The organism is Sulfurimonas sp. (assembly GCF_016744025.1).
In the GTDB taxonomy this organism is placed as follows: domain Bacteria; phylum Campylobacterota; class Campylobacteria; order Campylobacterales; family Sulfurimonadaceae; genus Sulfurimonas.
In genome coordinates this window covers 35,537-61,152 of the sequence record NZ_JADGFC010000004.1, presented here as the reverse complement: position 1 = coordinate 61,152, position 25,616 = coordinate 35,537, and the positions used below count along the sequence as shown (strand labels likewise).

Below are 25,616 nucleotides of genomic sequence, written 5' to 3'. Positions count from 1 at the left end.
TTCTTTGTTTTTGGTCGAATAAGATTAGCAGATTATCGATTAATCCTATCTTTCAACTTACTTTCAAAAAATTGCACTTGATTTTAGAATTGGCGTATTAAAAAGAAAATTCAGGGTTCTAATGAATAAAAAAATTTTAACACAAGTAAATAAGTCTTTCAAAAATGATGGGATACACGATACATTTTTGAATGATATAAAAGTATATAAAACTTCAAAATATGATCCGCTTAGCCCTTTTATTTATGATGTATGCCTTATTTTAGTTCTACAAGGTAAGAAAATTGCTCATTTATCGGAAAACACTTTGGTATATGATTCAAAAAATTATTTGGTTGTTCCTACAACTTTGCCATTAGAATGTGAAACTTACGCTTCACGAGATGAACCTTTTATTGGATTAATTATTTCAATAGATAAAAAAGTTATGTATGAAATAATAGACAGTCTTTCAATGAAAAATACTACAGAATCAAAAAAAAATTCCTTAGGAGTATTTTCAGATAGTGTGAATAATAATATTGAAGAACTTACATTAAGATTATTAAAGATGCTAGAATCAAAAGAAGAGTCTAAAATCTTAGGAACTTCTATTTTAAGAGAGTTGTTTTATAGAATAGCAGTCGGAGAAAACTCAGATTTTTTACATAAAATGTTTTTGCATTCCAATAACGAAGCAAAAATAGCAAGAGCTTTAAAAATTATTCATACTGAGTGCGAAACAAACTTAGATATTCCTAATTTGGCAAGACAAGAAGATATGAGTGTGTCTTCTTTTCATACGCATTTTAAAAATATAACTTCTCATACTCCTTTACAATACATAAAAAAAATTAGATTGAGCAAAGCTAAAGATTTAATAGCCAAACATCATTATCAAGTAGTAGATGCAGCAGATGAAATGGGTTATGATAGTGCTTCACAGTTTAGTAGAGATTTTAAAAATTATTTTGGATACTCTCCAAAAGAAGTTAAACCTTCTCTCAAAGAGTACCATGCTCTTAAGCACTCATAGAACTAGTTATTGTTTAAATTGTGGATTTTTAGCGAAAAAATCTTCTACTTTCTCAGTACGTGAATAAATTTTACCAGTTCTTCTCATAAATGAGTTGATGATGTGGTAACCATGGTTTAGTGCAGTTGCAATTGAACCACCTGAGTTAAAAGCAATATCTCCTGCTACGTACATACATGAAACATTTGTTCTATAGTGCTCATCATGTATAGGAGTATTGTTTTCATCAACTTCGATTCCACATTTTTTTAGAAAATCTACAGGAGTTGTTCCTCCAATAGCATAAATAATTCTGTCATATATAGTATGGTAACCATCGTTGAAATTTACTTTTATTCTTCCTGAGCAATTTTCAAGACTTTGTATATCTGTGTTCATACGAAGACGTAATTTCTCTTGACCGTTATAAACCTTTAAAATCTCTTCATTTTCAGGGTTTAAACGGCTAAACTCTTCTTTTCTATATACAAGTGTTATCTCATTGTCTTCATCTGCTAGCTCGTAAGCATACTCAGATGCTGAGTTTCCTCCTCCAACAACAAGAATTTTTTCTCCTGATGAACATTTATCAAGATTATAGTTTATATATTCTTTTAATGAGGGTGGAACTTTGTACGAAGGTTTATTTGGTTTACCCATCTTTCCTATCGTTATTACAACACCTCTTGCTACAAAACTTTGAGTTGATGTAGTAATTAAAAATCTATCTTCTTCTTCATTTTTAACTACACTCTCAACCTCTGAGTTAAAAGCAGTATCAATTTTTTCTTCATCTAAAAGACGATCAAAAAAGTCTAGAGTTGACTCTTTAGTTCCATCCATAAAAGGGATGTTTCCCTCTATCTCTATATTTTGACCTTTCCAGTCCTTATCTACTCTTTTATTATCTTTATAAAATTTTCTAATAGTACTTGAGTGATTGTCTGCTTTGTCAATAAGTAAAATCTTTTCTAAGCCGTGAACTGAAGCTTCAATAGCTGTTCCAATTCCACCAGGACCTCCACCAATAATAACTAGATCATAAATTGTTGTCATATCAACTCTCTTATAAATTTCCCCTAATTAAACCCTAATTATGCAAAAGAAAGTATAAAAAGTCATGTATTTATAGTTCACTACCCCATTTTAATGCGTCTATCCCGTATTTTTCCCTCAATATCTGTGTTTTATCCGTTAAGTTTTTCATCTTTTGCTCATCATTAAAACCAATAAGGGAGAGCTCTTTTTTAGAGTCTCTTGTAAAGCTAGAACAGTTTATACTCAGCCGAATTACATGAAGTCTTCTTTGATTGTCTGCTTCGTTAAAAAGGTTAAGACAAAGTGAGTCAAATTTTTTTTCTGTAAAAATCTCAGCAAGAGATAAATTTTTATGAGAACTTTGATTCATTTCATAAGAGATGCTAAGACTGAAAACAGTTGGAATAACCTTTAATTTTAAAATGGCAAAACTCAAGTGTCTAGTTAAAACATGTACTCTTCGTCTAAGTTCAGCTCTCTCATGAAGAGGATCAAATGTTCTTGAGATACCGATTGACTTTCTTCTGTGCGTTGTCTCTATGGGTGCATCTGTGAGACCACTTACTCTTTTGTATAACTCTTTTGCATAAGGACTCCAAGACTCAACTGTTCCACGTCTCTTTTTTAAATCACCAAGAGTGTGTATTTGCGCAGATAAAAATCTACTTTTCATGCTTTTACCAATACCGGCAAACTCACCTACGGGAATATGCTCTATAAACTCATCTAGTTGGTGTGGATATATAGTCTTGCATCCAAATGGTTTAGCAGATGTTGTAGCTAGTTTAGCAATGTAGCGAGTCTTTGCTGCTCCAATTGATACAGGAAGTTTTATAACTCTTTTTATCTCGTGTCTGAGATTGTCTATGAACTGTTCAATCTCATCATCTTCTACCCAACCTGACAAGTCACCATAAAACTCATCTATACTTGCTTGTTCTATAAGTGGAATTTTTGATTGTAAAAATTCATGAAGTTCATGAGAAAGTTTTTGATAAAGTGACATATTTGGCGCTTTTATGATTAAGTTTGGACAAAGTCCAAGGGCTTCTTTTATACTCATAGCAGTTTTAACACCAAAAGCTCTAGCTTCGTATGAAGAGGTTGTTAAGATTCCTCTAACTCTTCCATCTGCATCTTTAAAGGCATCTAGGTCATCATCCTTATCTTCATAAGCCTTGTAAAAAGTAGGTACGAAAGAACCTGAGTTTTCAAAACTTACAGTCTGTTGCTTGGCATCTTGGTTAAAAATCTTTGTATCACTTCTTCCGCCAATTGCAACAGGCTTTTGTTTAAGTGAAGAATCTTTTATACGAGCAGCACTTACAAAAAAGCAGTCTATATCAATATGTATTTTCATAATTTTATCTTAACAAATTATAGTAGTTAATTTTTGATATATGACAAATTGTCAAACTATGGATATAATTCGTATAAATAATAATTAATATAAGGAATATTTAAATGGCAAGAGTTCCAGAAGATATCGGCTGTGTAAATGAGAAGTGTATAGCTAAAGATGAGTGTAAAAGACAGACTATAGTAAAAAATGGTACTTCTCGTGAGATTCATGAGTTGAATGGCTCAGAAGTTAAAAAATGTGGTAAATTTCTTCAAAACTAAATGAAATATTTACTCATTGCATTTGCTCTTTTATTTACTGCTTGTAGTATAAAAAACTATGAAATAACTCAAACAAAAATTATCATAATTAAGTCACCAAAAATCAAGTTTGGAGATGTCGCTTACTTAAGAAACTCTCAAAAATCTATAGAACTTGAACTCTTTACTGCAGGTAAATCAATAGAAAAAATAAGTATAAACCATCTTATATGCACAAGTGCAGGTTGTATGACAAAAAGTGCTTTTAACCAAGAATTCCTAAATGCTTCTTATCCATCAGACATACTGCAAAATATACTTTTAGGCACTCCTATATATGATGAAAAAAATAGAGTCTATACAAAAGATGGTTTTGAGCAAAAGATAGAAGATAAAGATGTAAATATAAGGTATAGAGTAAGTTCAAATCTAATATATTTTAAAGATACAAAAAATAAAATAATATTTAAAATCAAGGATACAAACTAATGAACAAAAAACAAAGTAATAAATTTGTAGGAGCACACTGTTCAGCAAGCGGTGGAGTTTTTAATGCTGTAACAAATGCACAAAAAATTGGGGCAAAAGCTTTTGCACTATTTACAAAAAACCAAAGACAATGGGTTGCAAAAGATTTAGATGCAGACACAATTGATAAGTTCAAACGTGCACTTGATGATAGTGGGATACTGCCAAAACATGTTTTGCCTCATGATTCTTATCTTATTAATCTTGGACATCCTGAGACTGAAAAGTTAGAAAAATCTAGAGAAGCATTTATTGATGAACTTAATAGATGTAATCAACTTGGACTAGATAGACTAAATTTTCACCCAGGAAGTCATCTAAAGCTTATTAGTGAAGATGAGAGCTTAGCGATAGTTTCTGAGTCTATTAATATTGCTTTAGATAAGACTAGTGTAGTCAAAGCTGTTATAGAAAACACAGCAGGACAAGGAACAAACCTAGGATATACATTTGAGCAATTAGCACAAATTATAGATAAGGTAGAAGACAAAAGTAGAGTTGGTATCTGTATAGATACTTGCCATATGTTTGTCTCTGGTTATGACATAAGAACAAGACAAACTTACGATAAAACATGGGATGATTTTGCAAATATTGTAGGCTTTAAATATCTTATGGGAATGCATATAAACGACTCTAAACCACCATTAGGTTCAAAAAAAGATAGACACCATTCTCTTGGAAAAGGGGAGATTGGTTTAGATGCGTTTGGATTTATTATGAATGATGAAAGGATGAATGATATTCCGTTAATTCTTGAGACTATAGATGATACTATTTGGAAAGATGAGATAGAACTTCTCTATTCTTTGGAGTCTTAAGGAAACATTATGTAACATGGTGTCGAAATAAAAAAGGGAAATAACATATGAAGAAAATTGTTTTACTATCTTTCGTAGCTAGTTCTATATTAATGGCGGGGGGATATAAAATCCCAGAGACTTCAACGAATGCTGTAGCATTAAGTGCTGCAAATGTTGCACATAATAAAAGTGCAGATGCGGCTTACTATAACCCTGCGAATATGGTGTTTATGGAAGATTCAAACTATGTAGAAGTTGATGCAACATATATTGGGCTAGATGCTATTGAGTATAAGAGTGCTTCTTCAGATATAGAATCGGAATCTGAAACATTTATAATTCCTTCTATCCATTATGTATCAGGAAAAGCAGGCGAAACAAGAATAGGTCTTAGTATCTGTGTTCCAGGTGGTTTAACTAAACGCACCTGCATCAACTAGTGCAACTGAGTTTACACTTTCTGTTATAGAGATAAATCCAAGTGTTGCTATCCCTGTTAACGACAAACTTTCACTTGCATTTGGTTTTAGAATAGTAAAATCAGAGGGTGTTGTAGAAACTGCTTATTACAAGATGACAGGTGATTCTATTGATTATGGTTATAATCTTGCTCTTTCATATAAAGCAACAACAGATTTAGAAATGGCTATGACTTACCGTTCACAAATAAACCTTACAGAAGAAGGAACATCAGAACTTACTGCTGGTGGAACATATGATGTTAGTTTAACTGTACCTCTTCCGGCAGTAGCTTCTTTTGCCGTAGCATATACTCTTCCTGCAAAAACAACAGTTGAGTTTGTTTATGAGAGAACAATGTGGTCAGCTTATAAAGCAATAGATTTTGAATATTCAAATTCTACTGTAGAATCAGCTTATGGAAATCCAGTAGAGAAAAATTGGAATGATACAAATACATTCCGTTTAGGTCTTACTAAAGAGTTAGATACTATGACTTTAATGGCTGGTATAGTTTATGATGAATCTCCAGTTCCTGATGATACTATAGCTTATGAACTTCCTGATTCAAATTCTCTAGGATTATCTATTGGTGGCCGTTACAACATCAATAAGCAAGTTGATCTTGGTTTAGCAGCTCTATACTCTATGAGAGAGAGCAGAGATAGTGCCGATGGTACAGGTGAATTCTCAGGTGGTAATGTACTTATGGTTTCTGCTGGTGTAGGTTACAAATTTTAAGGAAAAAATTGAAAATATTAGTTGATTTTTTACAAAACAAAAACATAGAAGAGTCTCAAATTTTTACACAACTTAAGTGTAGTGTAAACGAGGCTTTAATACTTCAAAATCTAGCAAAAAAGTATATGCAAGGTCAAGATGATGTCTTGGTCTTAGAACTTTTGGGTGAACTGTATGATGATGCTGAATTTGAGCATCTCTCCCATCTTCAAGAAGTTAAAATACTTCTTGAACTCGGATGGTTACATCAGCAAAGTTTTACTCCTGTTAAAATATCTGAGGTTACTCCACTAGAGCTTTTAAATACTGCTGTAGGGCTTACTCCATCTTTTTTAAAACTATTACAAGATGGTGCTTCTGAAGTAGAACTACCAGATATAAAACCATACACTGACCATTTAGAATATCTCCAAGATCAGTTTTTTAGAATAGAGCTTTATCAAAAGATGAGTACTATCCGTCAAAATGTTCATGAACACTCTCTTGGCATTGATAGAGTTCAGCATAAACTAAAACTCTTAGAACAAAGAATTGCTCTAAGAGTTGAGCAGACTGCGGAAAAACTTGTTTTAGATAAATTTTTTAAACAAAAAAAGTTTGAGATTAAAGAAGAAGTTATCTTTTTGGCGCTTTTACGTGAAGAATATAGTGCAACAGACGCATCTTTAAGAGAGATGAATACTCTAATAGACTTAATCTCTTTAGATGAATATGACCGTATTAAAAATCGTTCACTTTTAGAAGATGGCTCTAACCTTCTTAATCAAGGGATAATTGACTATGAAGAGATGCTAAATCCATTTGGTGGCATCTCTAGAGCATTTTACATTGTAGATGAAATACTTCAAAGTATTATTCATCCGCAAAAAAATAAAAAAGTTCGCCGCTTAAAACTAAATGCACTTATACAAGAGCAAGATATTTTTGAACTTATAGAACCTGAGACTTCTTTAGAAGATGTGGTTCTTGCAAAAGAGACTAAAATAACTCTGGAAAATTTGATGCGTCAAGTAGATAAAGAAGTTATAGGTCGTTTGGTAGAGTGGGGAGTAAAAGACAAAAAGAGTGGTATAGATGCAAGGATAATCTTTTATGGACATGCAGGAACAGGTAAGACAATGACAGCTTACTCACTTGCAAAGTCACTAAAGAGGCAGGTACTTGCATTTGACTGTTCTAAAATCCTTTCTATGTATGTTGGAGAGAGTGAAAAAAATGTTCGTAAAATCTTTGATACTTTTTATGATCTTTGTGAAAAAACAAAATCTGAGCCGATACTATTACTCAATGAAGCTGATCAATTCTTAGGTGCACGTTCAAGTGGAGTTAATAGCGGTTCTGATCAAATGCATAATCAGATGCAAAATATCTTTTTAGAACAGATAGAAAACTTCAAAGGTATGCTTATAGCTACGACTAATCTTCTTGAGAACATTGATAAAGCTTTTTCAAGACGTTTTAACTACAAGATAGAGTTTAAAAAACCAGATGAAGCACAAAGAGCTCAGCTTTGGAAAATGATGCTTCCTCTAAATGCTCCATATGAAGAAAACTTTGATCTTAAAGAGTTAGCTACATATTCACTAACTGGTGGGCAAATCAACTTAATCGTAAAAAATACAGCATATAAAGTAGCTGTAATAGAAAAGCCAATCTTTAAAGTAGATGATTTCATAAGTGAGATAAAAAGAGAAAAAGATGCAAACTTCGATAGCGAAAAATCTATGGGATTTTTAAATAAATAACTCTACAATAACGTAGAGTTATTTCCCACTCTTATAATAATTCATATACAAACTAATTTAAATATTAAGTAAAATTTTAGTTTTTTTCAATCCCAATAAATCAATATGTTACAATTTCGGACATGTGTTACTAAGTGCAAAAATAACGTTACTTTTGGTAATGATTTAAAATTCTTCTCTTTATAGTTTCTTATATTTAATACTCTTTTTGATATAGTGCATTAACTATTTTTTCTAGGATAATGCTTGAAAAGAATGAAAAAATTATTTAAAGGTAGGTTATATGGAGCATATTAGCACTGCAAATCCGTATTTTGGGGTATTCGTACTGTTTGTTGTAACATTTGGTGCGTTCACAGCTACGACTATTCTCGCTCGTTTAGTGAGTCGCGCTTTAGCGGCAAAAGATAGCGAAAAGATTAAGCTCTCTATTTACGAATGTGGACCAGAGGTTACAAGACAACCAAATAGAATATCACCACAGTTTTATCTATTCGCGTTACTTTTTTTACTCTTTGATGTAGAGATTATTTTTATGTTTCCATGGGCAGTAGACTTTAAACTACTTGGCTGGTTTGGTTTCGCTGAGATGTTAATGTTTATATTATTATTAACTATTGGATTCGTATATGCATGGAAAAAAGGAGCCCTTGAATGGCACAACATAAAGTAAATTATACACAAAATGGTGGATTACCGATAGCACTTACTAGTGTTGATAAAATCGTTAACTGGGGTCGTTCAAACTCACTTTGGGCACTTACTTATGGTCTTGCTTGTTGTGGTATTGAGATGATGGCATCTGGTGCATCTAGATATGACTTTGACCGTTTTGGAACAATCTTTAGAGCATCTCCTCGTCAAGCAGATGTTATGATTGTTGCTGGAACACTTACTAAAAAGCATGCTGAATTTATCAAAAGACTTTATGATCAAATGACTGAACCTAGGTGGGTTATTTCAATGGGCTCATGTGCAAATACTGGTGGTATGTTTAACACATATGCAACAGTTCAAGGTGTTGATAGAATCATCCCTGTAGACTTATACTTACCAGGCTGTGCACCTCGTCCAGAGACACTTCAATATGGTGTTATGTTACTACAGAAAAAGATTCGTGCGAACCATGCATCTAAAGCGCAAAAAGCAAAAAGGTTAATGTAATGAGAGCATATACACCTAAAGACAATGTACAAGCTAAGCCTTATTACACTGACAGATTCTATAAGTCTCCTCAAGTTGCGAAATTTGCACCCCAGAGTGATGAAGTATTTAATGCTGATTTAGAAGCTATAAAAGCTAAATTTGATGTTTTAGATGCTTTTATTCAAGTTGAACAATTAGTAGTTTATATTAATGCTAAAGACAACTATGGCGTTTTAGAACTTCTTAAAGATGAACTAGAATACACTCAACTTTCAGAGATGAGTGCTATTGACTGGTTAGCTGATAGAGGTGGTTTTGAAGTTTTCTATCAGATGCTAAGTATGAACAAGCGTAAGCGTATTCGTATCAAACTATTTATAGAAGATGGACAAGCTGTTAACTCTGTTGAGAAACTTTTTCGTTCTGCAGATTGGTCTGAGAGAGAGATGTTTGATATGTTCGGTATCGAAGCTAATGGACATCCATTTATGAAAAGAATCCTTATGCCTTATGACTGGCAAGGAAATCCTCTTCTTAAAACTTACCCACTTCAAGGTGATGAGTTTGCTGCTTTGTATGAAGTAGATAAGATCTATGGAAAAGAAGCTAGAGAAGAGATTGGACCAGAAATTCGTGATACTGCAAGAGTTGACCGTTATGATTCTGATAGATTTTCTCGTTTAGGACATGAAGTACCTAAGGGAACAGAGATTACAGGAAACGAGCCAGCAAATGAACAATCTTACCAAGAAGACGGTGGTGTGTTCTTAATTAAGAAATTTGATAAAGAGTCATCAGTAATTATTGATGACCCTCAAAGATAGGTAGAAATATGGCACAAATAAAAAATAGATTAACACCGTTTTTTGAAAATATCACTTTTGATAGAGATGACAATGAACTTATATTAAACTTCGGTCCTCAGCATCCATCTTCACACGGACAGTTACGTTTAATGCTTCACCTTCAACAAGAGCAGATTGTAAAAGCTCATCCGGATATTGGTTATTTACATCGTGGTATGGAAAAGATGGCTGAAAACATGATTTACAATGAGTTCATGCCTACTACTGACCGTATGGATTATATTGCTTCATCTTCAAATAACTATGGCTTTGCTTTATCAGTTGAAAAACTTATCGGTTTAGAAGTTCCACGTCGTGCGAAAGTTATTCGTATGATGCTTTTAGAGATTAACCGTTTAATGAGTCATCTTTTCTGGTTAGCTACTACAGCTCTAGATATTGGTGCAATGACAGTTTTCTTATATGCATTTCGTGAGAGAGAATACTTGATGGATATCATCGAGGGTTATTGTGGAGCTAGACTTACACATGCTGCTATTCGTATCGGTGGTGTGCCACTAGATATCCAAGATAGTTTTATATCTCAGTTAAAAGATTTCTTAGATAAGTTACCTGCTAACATTAAAGATTATGAAGATCTTCTAGACACTAACCGTATCTGGTTAATGAGAATGGAAGAAGTTGGAATTGTATCAAAAGAAATGGCTCTTTCATGGGGTTGTACTGGTCCTATGCTTCGTGCATCTGGAGTACAGTGGGATATTCGTAAAGAAGAACCTTATGAGTTATATGACGAAGTAGAATTTAATGTTCCTTGGTCTGATAAGGGTGATAATTTTGCTCGTTACCGTCTTTATATGCAAGAGATGAGAGAATCAGCAAAGATTCTTTATCAAACAATTGATATGTACCAAGAGTGTGTTAAAAATGGAGATACAAAGCTGATGGCTCATGCTCCTAAATATGTGTCAGCTCCAAAGCTTGATATCATGACTCAAAACTACTCATTGATGCAACACTTTGTTTTAGTAACACAAGGTATGAGACCTCCTGTTGGAGAAGTATATGTAGCAACTGAGTCACCAAAAGGTGAGTTAGGTTTTTTCATTAACTCTCAAGGAGGACCATATCCATATAGACTGAAGCTTCGTACTCCATCTTTTTGGCATACAGGTATTTTAACTGACTTACTTCCTGGACATTACATTCCAGATGTTGTTTCAATTATAGGAACAACAAATATAGTTTTTGGGGAGGTAGACCGCTAATGAAAAGATATGATTTAAGACATTTAAAAACTGAGTTCGAACCTAGAATGAAAGAGCTTTTAGCAACTCACAGTGCAGGCGAAGTAGCAATTTTTTTATTTGAAATTGGTGATTTTACTCCTATACAAAAATCTGCAGATTTAGTAAAAGAGTGTGGATATGAGTTGATGAACTCTTTAAAGTTTAACGAAGTCGATTGGACTATCGTGGCAAAAAAAGCTTAGGAATCGATTTTGAGTAAAGTATATTTTTCTACTTGGAATGGGGAACTGGTAAACAATGTCAGTAAACCTCAAGAAGAGTGGGAAGAATCAGCTTATAATTTACCAGCAACTTATGATGACCATCGTGATTCAAAGGCCTTTATAGGTTGGGATGGTGTTTCTCTCTTCCATGAAGATGTTGATGTGATTCGCTTAGCAATGGAATATGCTGCGCAGTATCAAGTATATTCTGAAGCTTGTGGAAGATGTGCACCTGGAAGATGGGGTGGACAGATTTTATATGACCAATTAGATAAGATAGCTCGAGGGGAAGGTTCTATAGCTGATATGAATCATTTGAGAGAAATTGGTGCTAGTATGCAAATTACTTCAAAATGTGAGATTGGTAAAACAGTGCCAAATCCTATTCTTGATTTAATGACTCATTTTGAAGATGAGTTTATGGATTGTATAAACAATCAAAAGCCATCAAAACACTATAAAGATGAAATTGGATATATTGCAAAAATAACAGCACCTTGTACTGATATGTGTCCAGCACATGTAGATATACCAGCATATATTGAAGGTGTAAGAGATTTGAGATTTGATGATTCTTTGCAAGCTACTCGTCAAACAATGCCTCTTGCTCATGTTTGTGGTCGTGTTTGTCCACATCCTTGCGAAGATGCCTGTAGAAGAACAAATCTTGATGAACCTATTTCAATTATGGAACTAAAACGTCTTGGTGCAGATTATGAAACTGACCACAGTTTTGGTTTTACTCATCCAATGCAAAAGAAAGAAAGTAATGGTAAAAAAGTTGCAGTTATCGGTGCTGGCCCTGCTGGACTAACTACTGCTTACTACCTTGCAGCTGAGGGAACTCAAGTAGATGTTTATGAAGAGCTTCCTGTTTTAGGTGGTGAAGTTGCAGTTGGAGTTCCTGAGTACAGAATGCCTATTGATAAATACAACCAAGACATAGAATGCGTAAAAGATATGGGCGTTAATTTTATAACTAATGCTCGTATTAATGCCGATGATATGAGAAGATTTGAAACAGAGTATGACTCAACTATGCTTGCAACAGGTACTCGTATTTCTAAGAAAATTCGCTGTAATAACGAGAGACCAGAAGTTGAAGGTTACTGGTCTGCAATTGAGATGCTAGACCAAATTAATCTTTGGGATAAGTATGAAATTGGTAAAGCCGTTGATTTAACTGATAAGACAGTTGTTTGTGTTGGTGGCGGATTTACATCTATGGATGTTGTTCGCTGTGCAATTAGAGCAAACGCTAAAAAAGTTTACATGGTTTATCGTCGTGATGAAAAGACTATAATTAGAAATACGACTTATGATGAGTATCATGAAGCGGTAGAAGAGGGCGTTGAATTTCTTTTTTACTCAGCTGTTAATAGTATGAGTGATGAAAATGATGTTTTAAAATCTCTTTTAATTGATAAGTTTGAATTAGTTCCAGACCCTGATGGTGGTCGAGCACAATTAAATAAAATTGAGGGTGAGTCTTATACTATAGAGACAGATTTCCTAATTCCAGCAGTTTCTCAGTCTGCTGATCTTGAGCTAATCCCAAAAGAATGGGATATGCAAATGACATCTTGGGGAACTATCAAGACAAATGGTAAAGACTATATGACATCTCGCAGAGGAGTTTTTGCATCTGGAGATTGTGAATATGGTCCAATGACAATTGTCAATGCAGTTGGTCAAGCTAAACGTGCTGCATCTGTAATGTCTAGATATATGCAAAATGCAGAGATATCTCTAAGTGATGATGAAATAATGGAAGATCACTTACGTAATTTAAAAGTTTATGATAAAAAAGAAAAAGTTAAAGGTTGGCTTCCAGGTTTGCCAAGACAAGAGAGTGAAAAACTAAGTGTTGATGTTCGTAAAGATAATGACAAAGAAGTCAACTTAGGTTTTACACAAGAAGAAGCAATGAATGAAGCTGACCGCTGTATGCGTTGTTACTATATTGCAATGGTAACGGTGTAGGAAGGAATATGAGTAATTTGATTAATTTTAAAATTGATGGTATTTCAGTAGAAGCACAAAAAGGTGAGACTATTTTAAATGTAGCTCGCAAAAATGACATCTACATTCCTACAATGTGTTACATTTCAAAGACTACACCGTGTGCATCTTGTCGTATGTGTGTGGTTGAAGCTAAGGGAGTTGATGGTTTTGTACTTTCATGTAACACTACTCCAACTCAAGGCATAGAGATTACAACGAACTCTAGTGAGTTAAATACTCAGAGAATAAATATAATGAAGCTTTATGATGTAAATCACCCTTTAGAATGCGGGGTTTGTGATAAATCAGGTGAATGTGATTTACAAAATAAGACTTTGGAATTTAATATAGAGAGACAAAACTTTTCAACTCGTGATTTATCTCGTGAGATTAAAGATTGGGGTTTGATAAGTTTTGACCCAGCTCTATGTATACTATGTGAAAAATGTGTTCACATCTGTAACGAAGTAATCGGAGACGATGCTATTGAGGTAATATTTGGCGGATATGCTTCAACAATCATTCCAAAAAATTCAGATGTTTTAGATTGTACTTTCTGTGGAGAATGTATAGCGGTTTGTCCGGTTGGAGCTCTAGTAAGTTCTAACTTTAAATATAGCGCAAATGTTTGGGAACTTAATCGTATACCAGCAACTTGTGCACACTGTTCTGCAGGTTGTCCTCTAGAATATGAGAGCAAAAATTCAGGAATAAACGGAGATGATTCTATCTATAGAGTAAAAAATAATTTTGAGTACACATCCCTATGTGGTGCAGGTCGTTTTGGCTTTGATTTTGATAATAAAGATGCTGGTGATGAAACATCATTTAATAAAGCTATCCAAGCTTTAAAAGAAGCTAAAGCTATTCGTTTTTCATCTATGATAACTAATGAGGAAGCTCATATATTACAACTTTTAAAAGAGAAGTTAAATATTAAGCTTTTTAACGAAGATGCAAGAAAGTTTCAAGAGTTTATGAGAGCTTATAGCACTATTAGCGGAAAGCTTCATCATAGTGGTTCTTTAGATGCAATCAAGCAATCAGATGCAGCGATTGTCATTGGAAGTAGAATATCTACTGATAATCCAGCAGTTAGATATGCACTAACAACTGCATCTAAACATAATGGAGCAAAAATAGTTTATGCTCACCCTATGGAAGATCTTTTAATGCAAAACACTGTTACTCAGTTTATGAAGTACGAAGTTGGAACAGAAGAGGGTGTTATAGCACTTCTTGCTAATGCAATTTTGCAAAAAGCTGACTTGTCTGATAGTGAAAGAGCATTCTTTGATGATTTAGATTTAGGTTATCTTGATGCTGAGAGTAACATTGGTGATGAAGAGATAGATGAAATGATGGAATCTTTCTCAAGAACAAAAAACCGTGTGTTAATAATTGGAAATGATTTAATGGCTCATTCTCGCTCAAGCAATATTGCAAAACTTGCTGCTTTGATAGAGAAATATAGTGACTTTTCTTTAGTAGTTGTTCCAAAAGAAGTTAATACTCTTGGTTCATCTTTGATTTGTGATTTGGATAAAGATGAAGATATAAGTGATGTTGTCGGTTATAACGCAAAGGGTGACTTTATAATATCTTTTTTATCTCTTGCAAATCTGGCAGTTGCATCTTTAAATCAGCAAGAAGGTACTTTTGTAAATATAGATAATAGAGTCCTTCCAACTAATGTTGCAGTTAAGTTTGATGGTTACACATTAAATGATGTAGCATCTACTCTTGGTATAAGTGCAACAAATACAGTTGCTTATACAAAAGAGTTAAAGAAAAGTTCTGGATTCAAAGAAGTAGAGTTTGATGATTTAGAAAACTTCTTATCTGCAAATGGTGATGATGTAAGAGGTTACCTTCTTGATGAAGTGTCATGTAAAGCCGATGGAGAACTTGAAGAGCTAGATGATTTACCTGAGTTTAATGGTACAATTATCTACAATGTGAATCCAGTGTTACAATTTAATGCTCAAACAAATCAAGCAGAGCAACTAGAAAGTGACACAACTCTTAGAGGTTCAGCTCAATTTGCAGCTGCTGCTAGAATTTCAGACGGAGATAGAGTTGAGATTAATTTCGGAGCTAAGGCTTTAATAAGAGAATTTAAATTAGATAGTGAGTTAAAGGGTACGATAGCACTTAATCCTACATTTGATGACGTGATTGACGCTGGTAGATATAGATTTGAAAAATCCAAAATAAAAAGAGTAGTAGAATGAGTAAGATTACTATAAATATTGATGGTAAAGAAGTCCAAACCCAAGAGGGAGAGTTTATCCTTAATGCCGCGCGTGCAAATGATATATTTATCCCAGCTATATGTTACTTAACAAGATGTAGCCCGACACTTGCTTGTCGTGTGTGTTTAGTTGAGGCTGATGGTAAACAGGTCTATTCTTGTAATGCAAAAAGCAAAGATGGTATGGTTATTACAACAAAGACTGAAAATATTGAAAAAGAGCGCCGTGCAATCATGGAAGTTTATGATGTAAATCATCCTCTTCAATGTGGTGTTTGTGATCAATCTGGTGAGTGTGAACTACAAAACTATACATTAGAGATGGGCGTAGATACACAAAGCTATTCAGTTAAAGATGTAGATAGAAGTTCTCATGACTGGGGACATATTCACTACAATTCAGGTTTATGTATAGTTTGTGAGAGATGTGTGACTACATGTAAAGATATGATTGGTGATAACTCTCTTAAGACTATCCCTCGTGGAGCAGATGCACTAGAAGCTGAGTTTAAAGAGACTATGCCAAAAGATGCATACGCAATGTGGAATAAACTTAACAAATCAGTAATTGGTTTAACTAATGGTACTGATACTCTTGATTGTACATCATGTGGAGAGTGTGCTTCTGTTTGTCCAGTTGGGGCCTTAGTTGATACTCACTTTATTTATAAATCTAATGCTTGGGAGCTTAGCCAAGTTCCTGCAACTTGTGGTCACTGTTCTGCTGGATGTCAAATTTCTTATGATGTTAAACAAACAAGTATCTCTGATCCAAGTGATAAAATCTATCGTGTTATGAATGAGTGGAATTATGTTTCACTTTGTGGAGCGGGTAGATATGGATTTGATTATGAGAACAAGGTTGAGTCTAAAGATGCAGTTGCCTTTGCATCTGCAATAGAGGCTTTCAAAAAAGCTGATACAATTGAATTTACTTCTACAATTACAAACGAAGAAGCTTATCTTCTTCAAACTTTAAAAGAAAAACATGGATTTAAACTTATCAATAATGAAGCTAAATCTTTTCAAACATTTTTAAAAGACTATAGTGAGATAAGTGGAACAACGCTTTATGGCAGTGACTTAAAAACTACTATGAACTCTAACTTTGTAATCTCTTTAGGAACAGCACTAAAAAGTGACAATCCAAATGCTAGATATTCATTAAATAACTCAATGACTGTAAACAAAGGGGCTGGTCTTTATTTCCACCCTTTACAAGATCCAATCATTGAAGGTCTTGGTAAAAGCATTATGAGTGTGAAACATGCACCACTTCAAGAAGAGGCAGCTCTTTACCTAATTTTAGATCTATTTGCAGATAAAGAAAAACTACCTGCAAAAGTTTCTGATTACTTAGCAACTTTTCACTCTGAGAAGACTATTACAGTTGAAGAGACTATTAAAGAAAAAGTAGTTGAAATCGTTAAAGAGATGAAAGTGAATGTTGAGACAGGCGAAGAGGAAGAAGTAGAAGTAGAAAAATCTAAAATGGTTCCTAAGAAAATTTCTAAAGAAGTTGTTGTAGATGATAATGCTCTTTTAAGCATCGTAGGTGCTGATGATAATTTCATGGAAACTTTAGAAAAGAACTTAAAGAAAAAAGATAGTTTTACTATGATGGTAGGACCTGATCTTTATAATCATCCAAATTCTAAAAATATTGCTAGACTAGTTGCTCTAGTTGAAAAATGTAGTGATATTGAGCTTACTATGATTCCAACACTTACTAACTCTTTGGGTGTAGCTCTTATTTGTGAACTTGATGAAGAAGCTGGAGAATATAGTGTAGGTTACAACACAAAAGGAGATTTTACTCTATCTGCTCTTGGTGATGGTGATCTAGATATGCCTGCAATCAATCAACAAGAAGGTACTCTAACTTCTGTAAATAAAAGAGTTAACCCTACTAATGCTGCATTAGAGTATAAAGGTTATGAGTTAAATGACATTGCTAATGAGCTTGGAATGGATGCTCAGAATGTAATTGATTATACAATTTCTCTTCCAACAAAAGTAGGATTTAAAGCCCAAGCATTTGATAACTTGCCAAACCATTATGAAAATGATGGCAGTGAAGTTAGAGGATATTTACTAGATAATGTAGAAGTTGAGATAAGTGTTAACCAAGATGTAGAAGCATTTAGTGAAGATAAATTAGAAGGTACTCTGATTTATCTTGCAAACCCTGTAAGACAATTTACTGATTTCACAAATAAAGCAACTAATCTTGATGAAATTGCTGGTTTATATATGAGTGAAGAATTCTTGAGTGCTTCAGAACTAAATGAAGGTGATAGTGTGAGAGTGAAGAGTAATCGTGGAGAGATAGTTGTTAATATTGTAAGTGATAATAAAATCGCTGGCAATATAGCAGTTTTACCAACATTTGATTCTAAAATAAATTCAGAGGCTCTGTTTGACGGTTACCGTTTTGCAACAGCTTCGATTGAAAAGGAATAACATATGGAAGTAGCATATTTAATTGAAACGGTTATAAAAATCGTTGTAGTTTTACTTGTCTTTTCTATGCTGGCAGGAATTGGAACTTATTTTGAGCGTAAGATTCTTGCATTTATGCAACGTCGTCTTGGGCCAATGAATGTTGGTCCTTACGGACTATTACAATTTGGTGCAGATGCGATTAAGTTGTTTACAAAAGAGGATATTATTCCAAGTAATGTAGTGGCTCCTATCTTTAAGATAGCACCAGTTATTACTGCTGCGACAGCTTTTTTAGCTGCAGCTGCAATTCCATTTTTACCATCGTTCACGATTTTTGGATATGAAGTACATCCAATTATTGCTGATATAAATATTGGTATATTATATATTCTTGGAATGATGGGAGTAGGTCTTTATGGTCCACTTCTTGGTGGTATGGCATCAGCGAATAAATTTGCACTGCTTTCTGCCGCTCGTGGTGCTGCTGTATTTATTTCATATGAGGTAGTTACAGGTTTGTCAATCTTAGCTCCGATTATGATGGTTGGTTCTTTATCTCTGATTGATTTCAATGAATATCAATCAGGTGGATTTACTGATTGGATAGTATGGAGTCAACCTGTTGCATTTATTCTTTTTTGGATAGCAGCATTTGCTGAAACTGGTCGTACTCCATTTCACCTTATTGCCAATGATCACGAGATTGTTGATGGTTTTGGTACTGAGTACTCTGGTATGAGATGGGGACTTTTCTTCATTGGTGAGTATGCAAATATGTTCTTTATATCATTTGTGATTCCTTTACTTTTCTTAGGTGGATATGGTGATGGAAGTTTCCTTGGTGCACTAGGACTACTTGGAAAAATGGCATTTTTCTTTTTCTTTTTCTTATGGACAAGAGCTGCTTGGCCAGATGTAAGACCAGATCAGTTAATGTGGTTATGTTGGAAAGTATTAATGCCAATCGCAGTTTTAAACATATTAATTACTGCAATAGTATTGATGTAAGGGGGTAATGATGAAAAATGAACAATTTAATAATAGAGATGTCTCTAACGAATACTTTATGGTAGATATCCAAGATTATCCAACTGAACCATGGGATAAGTTTAAAAGAACTCTAAAAAGAACATTTAGAATTGAACTATTTGTTGGACTTTGGGTTGTTATGAGAGAGATGATTCGATTTGATATTCATACTGTTAGTTATCCTGAAGAAAAGATGCCAATAGGTCCAAGATACCGTGCTGTTCATGAGATGAAAAGATTATGGGAATCAGATGCTGAGAGATGTATCGGTTGTGGACTTTGTGAGAAGATTTGTATATCAAATTGTATTAGAATGGAAACTAAGGTAGATGAAAACTCTCGTAAAGAGGTTAGTGAATATACAATTAACCTTGGGCGTTGTATCTTTTGTGGTTATTGTGCAGAAGTTTGTCCAGAGTTAGCTATTACTCACGGTGGTGAGTATGAGAATGCATCTGAGCAAAGAGAACATTTTGTGGATTATGCAGCAATGCTTACACCACTAGATAAAATGAAGGCTGGAGCTCAACAAGAGTTTGAAGGCTTTGGTGCTATTACACCACATGAAGATGAGAGTGTTAAAAAAACACCTCTCTCATACTAAGGAGTTTGGGTATGTTTGAAGCGATTGCTTTTTATTTGTTTGCTTTTTTAACAATAGCGATGTTTTACATTACTGTAACAACATCACAAGCGCTATATGCTTTAACAGCATTAGCCGCAGGAATGATTTTTATATCAGCCTTTTTCTTTATTCTAGGTGCTGACTTCTTAGGTGCAGTACAAATAGTAGTTTATTCTGGTGCTGTTATGGCTCTTTATGCTTTTGGAATGATGTTCTTTGATACAACAAGAGAACTAAAAGAGAAAAATGGTAATAAACTTCTTGTTACTGGGTTAGCAACTGTTGCTGCAGTTTTAATTGTTGTAATTTTTGCTGCTCCAATTGTTGGAGATAATATTACAGCTCTTTATCCTATGACGGAAGGTGCTGGTAATACTCAAGAGATAGGTATAGTTCTTTTTACTAAGTACTTAGTTCCTTTTGAACTTGCTGCTGTTATGTTACTTGTTGCAATGGTTTCAGGTATTGTTTTAGCTGGTAAGAAAATGGATTTATCTCTTACTCTTATGAGTGACGCTGAGATAAGAGACATGAAAAAAGAAAAAAAGAAAAAGGTACTTTCATGATGGAAATAGGACTTAATCACTATCTAGTACTTTCTACTATTTTATTCTCTATTGGTTTAGTAGGTGTAATGAGAAGAAAGAATCTTTTAATGTTATTTTTCGCAACTGAAATATTACTAAACTCTGTAAATATTGCTTTTGCTGCGATTTCACACTATTACGGTGATCTTACTGGTCAGATGTTTGCATTTTTTGTAATTGCAATCGCTGCTTCAGAAGTTGCTGTAGGACTTGGTCTATTAGTTGTTTGGCACAAACGACATAATGCAATTGACTTAGATTTAATGTCAACGATGAAAGGATAGAAATATGGAAATATTACTATATACAGCACTTTTTTCCCCATTAGTAGGATCTTTGTTTGCTGCACTTTTTGGTGCATCTCCTAAGACACTTATAACTGGTATTGTTACAAGTGCTCTTCTTGGAGTATCATTAATAGCAAGTACAATACTTTTAGTTCATGTAATTACAACTGGTCAATTTGTCCAAGTTGAATTGATGACATGGATGGCTACTGGTGATCTTTATATTCCTTTTGGTTTTATTGTTGATCAGATAAGTGTTACTATGATGATGGTTGTTACTTTGGTTTCAACTGTTGTTCACGTTTATGCTATCGGTTACATGGATCACGATAAGGGTTTTAATAGATTTTTCTCTTGGTTATCTGCATTTGTTTTCTCAATGATGATTCTAGTTATGAGTGATAACTTTGCTGGTCTTTTCATCGGTTGGGAAGGTGTTGGTCTTTGTTCTTGGGGTCTAATTGGTTTTTGGTATCACAAAGAGAGCGCTACATGGGCAGCAAATGAAGCATTCATTATGAACCGTATTGCTGACCTTGGTATGCTTATCGGTATCTTTCTTGTTTACTGGAATACTGGAACACTACAATACCACGAAGCTTTCGCAGTAATGCCAGACTTAGATAACGCTACTCTTACTTGGATGGGAATTTTCTTGTTTATTGGTGCTATGGGTAAATCAGCTCAGTTTCCATTACATACTTGGCTTGCAGATGCGATGGAAGGTCCTACTCCTGTATCGGCACTTATTCACGCAGCAACAATGGTAACAGCTGGTGTTTACTTAGTTGTACGTTCAAACGAGTTATACACTCTAATTCCAAATGTTGGTCTATTTATCGCTTCTTTAGGTGCTTTTGTTGCAATTTTTGCAGCTAGTATGGCACTTGTAAACCGTGATATTAAAAGAGTTATCGCTTACTCAACACTATCTCAGTTAGGTTATATGTTCGCAGCTGCTGGTCTTGGGGCTTACTGGGTTGCACTTTTTCACTTAATGGCTCACGCATTCTTTAAAGCGCTTCTATTCCTTGGTGGTGGTAATGTTATGCATGCAATGAACAGTGAACTTGATCCCTTTAAGATGGGTGGTCTTGGTAAGACAATGAAAGGTACAATGATTCTTATGACTCTTGCATCTGTTGCTCTTGCTGGAATCTTTCCTCTTGCAGGTTTTTTCTCAAAAGATCTTATCTTAGAAGTTGCTTTTGTTGATCATCACTTTATCATCTATGGTGTTCTTTTACTTACTGCTGGTTTAACAGCATTTTATTCATTTAGAATTATTGCTCTAATCTTCCATGGTGAAGATCGTCATACATCTTTAGGTTTTCATCCTCATGAAGCTTATAAGTTTATGTTAATAGCAATGACACCATTGTTAATCTTAGCAATTATCGCAGGTTCATTTAAAAGCACATACTTTGAGTATGTAACAATGCTACTTCCAGGTACAGAGTATCACGTACATTCCGCTGCAACATATTGGATTATGACAATAGGTACTCAACTATTTGTTATCCTCTCAATTGCATTTGCTTATAAAAAATATATGTGTAAAGATATTAAAGTACCAGATGGAACTAGTGCTATGGAGAATAGTTTTAAATATAAATTATTAATCAACCAGTACTATATTCCACATTTTTATAATGAGTATTTAGTAAAATCATATAGAGCACTTTCTACAATTTTTTGGAAACAAGTTGACCAAAAAATTATTGATGCCTCTGTAGATGGTATTGCAAATATATTCTATAAAACAGGCAAAAATACAAGAACGATGCAAAGTGGTAATTTATCTACAATGCTTAAATGGATGGTAGCAGGTACTGTTGTCCTGTTATCACTAGCTGTTGTTTTTGGATTAGCAGTAAGACATTCTGATGAAATTAAGACAATTTTATCAGGTTTAGGAGTTTAATAGATGTTAGACAATATTTTATCAATTTTAATTTTCTTTCCAGCATTAGCAGCTATATTTGGCTTTGCTGTTCATAAAGATAGTATGCGTGCTTATGGTGTATCAGTTTCATTTATAGAGTTTACTCTTGCTTTAATGCTTTGGTTCTCATTTGATTCAAATGTATCTGGAATGCAATTTATGGAACAACTTCCTTTAGTTCCTGCATTTGGAATTAACTATATATTAGGTGTAGATGGTATTTCACTATTTATTGTAATTTTGGCAGCATTCTTTACTATGATTGGTATAGCATCTCTTTCAGATACTAAAGATGTAAAAAATATGATTATCACACTTCTGTTTTTACAGATGACTATGGTAGGTGTATTTGTTGCTTTAGATGCTATTGTATTTTATGTATTTTGGGAACTATCTCTTGTTCCGATGTTATATCTAATCGGTGCATGGGGTGGACCTCTTAGAATTTACGCTTCAGTAAAGTTCTTTTTATATACATTTACAGGTTCATTAGTAATGCTTGTTGGTATGCTTTTTATGGCATATTTTTACTTTCAAGCAACTGGTGTATGGAGTTTCGCAATACTAGATTGGTATCGTCTAATATTACCTGAGACATTCCAACTTTGGTTATTTGCAGCATTTTTCTTTGGTTTTGCGATTAAGGTTCCAATGTTCCCATTCCATACATGGTTGCCATATGCTCACGGTCAAGCACCTACTATCGGTTCTGTAATACTAGCGGCAATTTTACTTAAAATGGGTACATATGCATTTATCCGTTTTTCACTCCCAATGTTTCCAGATGCAGCAGTATTTTTTATGTTCCCAATAGCAATTATTGCTATTATTATGATTGTTTACACAGCTATGGTTGCATACGCACAAGAAGATGTTAAACAAGTAGTTGCTTACTCTTCAGTTTCACATATGGGTGTTATCATTCTTGGTACATTTGCTCTTAATGTTGAAGGTATTACAGGTTCAATCTTTTTAATGATTGCTCATGGTGTAGTTTCCGGTGCTCTGTTCTTACTTGTAGGTGTTATATATGATAGACGTCATACTAAGATGATGAGTGAGTTTGGTGGTTTAGCATCTGTTATGCCTAGATTCGCAACTATCTTTGGAATTATGATGATGGCTTCAGTTGGTCTTCCACTAACTATCAACTTCGTTGGTGAGTTTTTAAGTCTTCTTGGATTCTATCAGCAATCACACATCTTAACTCTATTAGCCGGTATTGCTATTATTGTTGGAGCTATTTATATGTTAGCAGCTTACAAAAAGATGTTTTTTGGTGAAGTAACAAATGAAAAAAATAGAAATCTTCCAGATGTAAACAAGAGAGAACTTATTGCATTAGTTCCTTTAGTAATAATTACAGTTTGGTTAGGTATTTATCCTAAACCATTATTGGGTCCTATAAATAATTCAGTTGAGTCTGTTGTACAGTTAATGCACGATAAAGCTATAACAGAAGAAGCTAAAGCTAGAATCCCTAACCTTATTGAAGGTATTGAGATTACTAAAACTACAGATACGGAGGCACAATAATGTTAGAGCCAGTAAATGTTTCACTAGAGTCATTAAACTTAATGACTCTTGCCCCAATGTTAATTCCTATCATCGGTGCGTTATTAATCTTAGTTATTGATATATTTAAGAGTGGTTTAGATAAGTCTCTATTTGTAATGATAAGTATTCTTTTCTTACTTATAGACTTAGGAGCTATTGTAGAAACAGCAGGTATATTTACTGAAAATGGCACTATGATGGGTGTTTTTGATGTAATGCTTATTGATGGTTTAGCAATTCTTGCTCAACTTATTATTGTTGTTGCATCTCTGCTATTTATTCCATTAGCACTAACACATAAGCACTTCCATGAATTCGCTTATCCAGAATTTTTTGCGCTATTCTTATTTATGCTTGGTGGTTTCCAGTTTATGGTTGCAACGGACAATTTAATTTTAATTTTCGTTGGATTAGAAACAGCATCATTAGCACTTTATACTTTAATTGCTATGCATAACCGTGACAAATCTTTTGAAGCAGCAATTAAGTACTTTACTATGGGCGCATTATCTGCAGGTTTTTTCAGTTTTGGTTCAATGGTATTTTATGCTTTAACAGGTTCTATAGAGATTAACCAAATAGCTGCAGTTTTAGGAGCTAATGGTTTTGCTGATATGGGCTTTGTTCTTGTAGGTGTTGTATTTGTTTTAGCTGCACTAGGATTTAAACTCTCACTTGTTCCATTTCATACATGGGCTCCAGATGTTTATGAAGGCTCATCTGCATCTCTAGCTGGATTTATGTCAATTGTTCCAAAAATAGCAGTATTTATTGTTGCTATGAGAATGTTTGAGTTCTTAATTCATAGTGGTGTAGTTTGGTTAGAGGTTATTCTTTATATAGTTGTAGTTGTTACAATGACAATGGCAAATATGTGGGCATTAGTTCAAACTGATGTAAAGAGAATGCTTGCATATAGCTCAATTACTCATGCTGGTTTTGTTATGGCTGCTATTTTGATAGGTACAACGCAATCAAATAGTGCACTGTTCTTGTACTGGATACTATTTAGTTTCATTAACTTAGGTGCATTTAGTATGTTATGGATTTCACGTCAGAAACATCTTCCTTATCATCAATATACTGATCATAGTTTTGAGAAATTTGCGGGTATGATTCAAACATCACCAGTTGCTGCAACTATCATGGGAGTTTTCATGCTTAGTTTAGCTGGTATTCCTCCATTTGCACTATTTTGGGGTAAAATATATTTAATCTCATCTGCTGTTACAGGTGGTTATACTGTACTAGCTTTTATAATGGCATTAAACTCTGCAGTAGGGGCTTATTACTATCTAAAACTAGTCGTTTATATGTTTATGAAAGAGCCAGTAATTAATAAAGATGGACATGTATTTGTGGCAAATGCAACTACTCCATTGAAAACAATCATTGGATTTGCAGCAGTGGGAACTATTTTTGCTTTTCTTGCTGTAAACCCAGTATTAGAGTTTATTACAGCTCTTGTATATAAAAGTGGATACTAATACTACTTTATAAATTTACTC

General features: G+C 34.0%; 24 protein-coding genes. 22 read left to right on the top strand and 2 right to left on the bottom strand.

Annotated elements, in window-relative coordinates:
- Positions 1 to 121 precede the first annotated feature (121 nt).
- Complete coding sequence (locus QZZ48_RS01720) at positions 122 to 1,015, top strand: AraC family transcriptional regulator (protein WP_294961179.1); 894 nt, start codon at positions 122 to 124, stop codon at positions 1,013 to 1,015.
- A 6-nt stretch (positions 1,016 to 1,021) separates the two neighbouring features.
- Here QZZ48_RS01720 and QZZ48_RS01715 read toward each other — a convergent pair whose 3' ends face one another.
- Positions 1,022 to 2,050 carry an NAD(P)-binding domain-containing protein gene (locus QZZ48_RS01715; protein WP_294961176.1) on the bottom strand — a complete coding sequence of 343 codons (1,029 nt, stop codon included), beginning with the start codon at positions 2,048 to 2,050 and terminating at the stop codon, positions 1,022 to 1,024.
- A gap of 70 nt (positions 2,051 to 2,120) precedes the next feature.
- Positions 2,121 to 3,392 carry a DNA polymerase IV gene (locus QZZ48_RS01710; RefSeq protein ID WP_294961173.1) on the bottom strand — a complete coding sequence of 424 codons (1,272 nt, stop codon included), beginning with the start codon at positions 3,390 to 3,392 and terminating at the stop codon, positions 2,121 to 2,123.
- Between the two features lie 104 nt (positions 3,393 to 3,496).
- Between QZZ48_RS01710 and QZZ48_RS01705 the strand changes: the two genes are divergently transcribed.
- The 21 genes from QZZ48_RS01705 to nuoN all read left to right on the top strand — a co-directional run bounded on the left by QZZ48_RS01705 (position 3,497) and on the right by nuoN (position 25,595).
- The gene (locus tag QZZ48_RS01705; RefSeq protein ID WP_294961171.1) at positions 3,497 to 3,655 is read left to right on the top strand and encodes a hypothetical protein; all 159 of its coding nucleotides are present in this window, start codon (positions 3,497 to 3,499) and stop codon (positions 3,653 to 3,655) included.
- Entirely contained in the window at positions 3,656 to 4,123 is a 468-nt protein-coding gene (locus QZZ48_RS01700; protein WP_294961170.1) for a hypothetical protein, read from the top strand.
- A complete protein-coding gene (gene nfo, locus QZZ48_RS01695) occupies positions 4,123 to 4,983 on the top strand; it encodes a deoxyribonuclease IV (RefSeq protein WP_294961167.1) in 861 nt (286 codons plus the stop codon). The genes QZZ48_RS01700 and nfo overlap by 1 nt, the downstream gene beginning before the upstream one ends.
- Before the next feature lie 47 nt (positions 4,984 to 5,030).
- Positions 5,031 to 5,405, top strand: coding sequence for an outer membrane protein transport protein (locus QZZ48_RS01690; protein WP_294961164.1), 375 nt, complete (start codon positions 5,031 to 5,033; stop codon positions 5,403 to 5,405).
- Between the two features lie 25 nt (positions 5,406 to 5,430).
- Positions 5,431 to 6,165: an outer membrane protein transport protein gene (locus QZZ48_RS01685; protein WP_366755891.1), complete on the top strand. Its 735-nt coding sequence runs from the start codon at positions 5,431 to 5,433 to the stop codon at positions 6,163 to 6,165.
- Between the two features lie 8 nt (positions 6,166 to 6,173).
- A complete protein-coding gene (locus QZZ48_RS01680) occupies positions 6,174 to 7,910 on the top strand; it encodes an ATP-binding protein (RefSeq protein ID WP_294961161.1) in 1,737 nt (578 codons plus the stop codon).
- 283 nt (positions 7,911 to 8,193) lie between these two features.
- Complete coding sequence (locus QZZ48_RS01675) at positions 8,194 to 8,583, top strand: NAD(P)H-quinone oxidoreductase subunit 3 (protein ID WP_294961159.1); 390 nt, start codon at positions 8,194 to 8,196, stop codon at positions 8,581 to 8,583.
- Positions 8,565 to 9,074, top strand: coding sequence for an NADH-quinone oxidoreductase subunit B family protein (locus QZZ48_RS01670; RefSeq protein WP_294961157.1), 510 nt, complete (start codon positions 8,565 to 8,567; stop codon positions 9,072 to 9,074). Before QZZ48_RS01675 ends, QZZ48_RS01670 begins: the two co-directional genes overlap by 19 nt.
- Positions 9,074 to 9,880: an NADH-quinone oxidoreductase subunit C gene (locus tag QZZ48_RS01665; protein WP_294961154.1), complete on the top strand. Its 807-nt coding sequence runs from the start codon at positions 9,074 to 9,076 to the stop codon at positions 9,878 to 9,880. Before QZZ48_RS01670 ends, QZZ48_RS01665 begins: the two co-directional genes overlap by 1 nt.
- 8 nt (positions 9,881 to 9,888) lie before the next feature.
- Positions 9,889 to 11,130, top strand: a complete 1,242-nt coding sequence (nuoD, locus tag QZZ48_RS01660; protein WP_294961150.1) for an NADH dehydrogenase (quinone) subunit D — start codon at positions 9,889 to 9,891, stop codon at positions 11,128 to 11,130.
- Entirely contained in the window at positions 11,130 to 11,354 is a 225-nt protein-coding gene (locus tag QZZ48_RS01655; protein ID WP_294961148.1) for an NADH-ubiquinone oxidoreductase subunit E family protein, read from the top strand. Before nuoD ends, QZZ48_RS01655 begins: the two co-directional genes overlap by 1 nt.
- Before the next feature lie 9 nt (positions 11,355 to 11,363).
- Positions 11,364 to 13,358 carry an FAD-dependent oxidoreductase gene (locus QZZ48_RS01650; RefSeq protein WP_294961146.1) on the top strand — a complete coding sequence of 665 codons (1,995 nt, stop codon included), beginning with the start codon at positions 11,364 to 11,366 and terminating at the stop codon, positions 13,356 to 13,358.
- An 8-nt stretch (positions 13,359 to 13,366) separates the two neighbouring features.
- On the top strand, positions 13,367 to 15,613 hold the full coding sequence (locus QZZ48_RS01645; RefSeq protein WP_294961142.1) for a 2Fe-2S iron-sulfur cluster-binding protein: 2,247 nt from the start codon (positions 13,367 to 13,369) through the stop codon (positions 15,611 to 15,613).
- A complete protein-coding gene (locus QZZ48_RS01640; protein ID WP_294961139.1) occupies positions 15,610 to 18,096 on the top strand; it encodes an NADH-quinone oxidoreductase subunit G in 2,487 nt (828 codons plus the stop codon). Before QZZ48_RS01645 ends, QZZ48_RS01640 begins: the two co-directional genes overlap by 4 nt.
- Positions 18,097 to 18,099: 3 nt before the next feature.
- Entirely contained in the window at positions 18,100 to 19,086 is a 987-nt protein-coding gene (gene nuoH, locus QZZ48_RS01635) for an NADH-quinone oxidoreductase subunit NuoH (RefSeq protein ID WP_294961136.1), read from the top strand.
- A 10-nt stretch (positions 19,087 to 19,096) separates the two neighbouring features.
- Positions 19,097 to 19,711 (top strand): NADH-quinone oxidoreductase subunit NuoI, encoded by a 615-nt coding sequence (gene nuoI / locus QZZ48_RS01630; RefSeq protein ID WP_294961133.1) that lies wholly within the window; start codon positions 19,097 to 19,099, stop codon positions 19,709 to 19,711.
- An 11-nt stretch (positions 19,712 to 19,722) separates the two neighbouring features.
- The gene (locus QZZ48_RS01625) at positions 19,723 to 20,298 is read left to right on the top strand and encodes an NADH-quinone oxidoreductase subunit J (protein ID WP_294961132.1); all 576 of its coding nucleotides are present in this window, start codon (positions 19,723 to 19,725) and stop codon (positions 20,296 to 20,298) included.
- Positions 20,295 to 20,603, top strand: a complete 309-nt coding sequence (nuoK, locus tag QZZ48_RS01620; RefSeq protein ID WP_294961129.1) for an NADH-quinone oxidoreductase subunit NuoK — start codon at positions 20,295 to 20,297, stop codon at positions 20,601 to 20,603. The genes QZZ48_RS01625 and nuoK overlap by 4 nt, the downstream gene beginning before the upstream one ends.
- A 4-nt stretch (positions 20,604 to 20,607) precedes the next feature.
- The gene (gene nuoL, locus QZZ48_RS01615) at positions 20,608 to 22,530 is read left to right on the top strand and encodes an NADH-quinone oxidoreductase subunit L (RefSeq protein ID WP_294961126.1); all 1,923 of its coding nucleotides are present in this window, start codon (positions 20,608 to 20,610) and stop codon (positions 22,528 to 22,530) included.
- A 3-nt stretch (positions 22,531 to 22,533) separates the two neighbouring features.
- Positions 22,534 to 24,087 carry an NADH-quinone oxidoreductase subunit M gene (locus tag QZZ48_RS01610; protein ID WP_294961123.1) on the top strand — a complete coding sequence of 518 codons (1,554 nt, stop codon included), beginning with the start codon at positions 22,534 to 22,536 and terminating at the stop codon, positions 24,085 to 24,087.
- Positions 24,087 to 25,595, top strand: coding sequence for an NADH-quinone oxidoreductase subunit NuoN (nuoN, locus tag QZZ48_RS01605; protein ID WP_294961121.1), 1,509 nt, complete (start codon positions 24,087 to 24,089; stop codon positions 25,593 to 25,595). Before QZZ48_RS01610 ends, nuoN begins: the two co-directional genes overlap by 1 nt.
- Positions 25,596 to 25,616 lie beyond the last annotated feature (21 nt).

Excerpts from the sequence above, each read along its gene's own strand:
- nuoH (WP_294961136.1), top strand. The coding sequence starts at position 18,100 with ATGGAAGTAGCATATTTAATTGAAACGGTTATAAAAATCGTTGTAGTT.
- QZZ48_RS01675 (WP_294961159.1), top strand. The coding sequence starts at position 8,194 with ATGGAGCATATTAGCACTGCAAATCCGTATTTTGGGGTATTCGTACTG.
- nuoN (WP_294961121.1), top strand. The coding sequence starts at position 24,087 with ATGTTAGAGCCAGTAAATGTTTCACTAGAGTCATTAAACTTAATGACT.
- QZZ48_RS01645 (WP_294961142.1), top strand. The coding sequence starts at position 13,367 with ATGAGTAATTTGATTAATTTTAAAATTGATGGTATTTCAGTAGAAGCA.
- nfo (WP_294961167.1), top strand. The coding sequence starts at position 4,123 with ATGAACAAAAAACAAAGTAATAAATTTGTAGGAGCACACTGTTCAGCA.
- QZZ48_RS01720 (WP_294961179.1), top strand. The coding sequence starts at position 122 with ATGAATAAAAAAATTTTAACACAAGTAAATAAGTCTTTCAAAAATGAT.
- nuoD (WP_294961150.1), top strand. The coding sequence starts at position 9,889 with ATGGCACAAATAAAAAATAGATTAACACCGTTTTTTGAAAATATCACT.
- QZZ48_RS01640 (WP_294961139.1), top strand. The coding sequence starts at position 15,610 with ATGAGTAAGATTACTATAAATATTGATGGTAAAGAAGTCCAAACCCAA.
- nuoL (WP_294961126.1), top strand. The coding sequence starts at position 20,608 with ATGGAAATATTACTATATACAGCACTTTTTTCCCCATTAGTAGGATCT.
- QZZ48_RS01715 (WP_294961176.1), bottom strand. The coding sequence starts at position 2,050 with ATGACAACAATTTATGATCTAGTTATTATTGGTGGAGGTCCTGGTGGA.
- QZZ48_RS01655 (WP_294961148.1), top strand. The coding sequence starts at position 11,130 with ATGAAAAGATATGATTTAAGACATTTAAAAACTGAGTTCGAACCTAGA.
- QZZ48_RS01710 (WP_294961173.1), bottom strand. The coding sequence starts at position 3,392 with ATGAAAATACATATTGATATAGACTGCTTTTTTGTAAGTGCTGCTCGT.
- QZZ48_RS01670 (WP_294961157.1), top strand. The coding sequence starts at position 8,565 with ATGGCACAACATAAAGTAAATTATACACAAAATGGTGGATTACCGATA.
- QZZ48_RS01705 (WP_294961171.1), top strand. The coding sequence starts at position 3,497 with ATGGCAAGAGTTCCAGAAGATATCGGCTGTGTAAATGAGAAGTGTATA.
- QZZ48_RS01625 (WP_294961132.1), top strand. The coding sequence starts at position 19,723 with ATGTTTGAAGCGATTGCTTTTTATTTGTTTGCTTTTTTAACAATAGCG.
- QZZ48_RS01610 (WP_294961123.1), top strand. The coding sequence starts at position 22,534 with ATGTTAGACAATATTTTATCAATTTTAATTTTCTTTCCAGCATTAGCA.
- QZZ48_RS01665 (WP_294961154.1), top strand. The coding sequence starts at position 9,074 with ATGAGAGCATATACACCTAAAGACAATGTACAAGCTAAGCCTTATTAC.
- nuoK (WP_294961129.1), top strand. The coding sequence starts at position 20,295 with ATGATGGAAATAGGACTTAATCACTATCTAGTACTTTCTACTATTTTA.
- nuoI (WP_294961133.1), top strand. The coding sequence starts at position 19,097 with ATGAAAAATGAACAATTTAATAATAGAGATGTCTCTAACGAATACTTT.
- QZZ48_RS01690 (WP_294961164.1), top strand. The coding sequence starts at position 5,031 with ATGAAGAAAATTGTTTTACTATCTTTCGTAGCTAGTTCTATATTAATG.
- QZZ48_RS01700 (WP_294961170.1), top strand. The coding sequence starts at position 3,656 with ATGAAATATTTACTCATTGCATTTGCTCTTTTATTTACTGCTTGTAGT.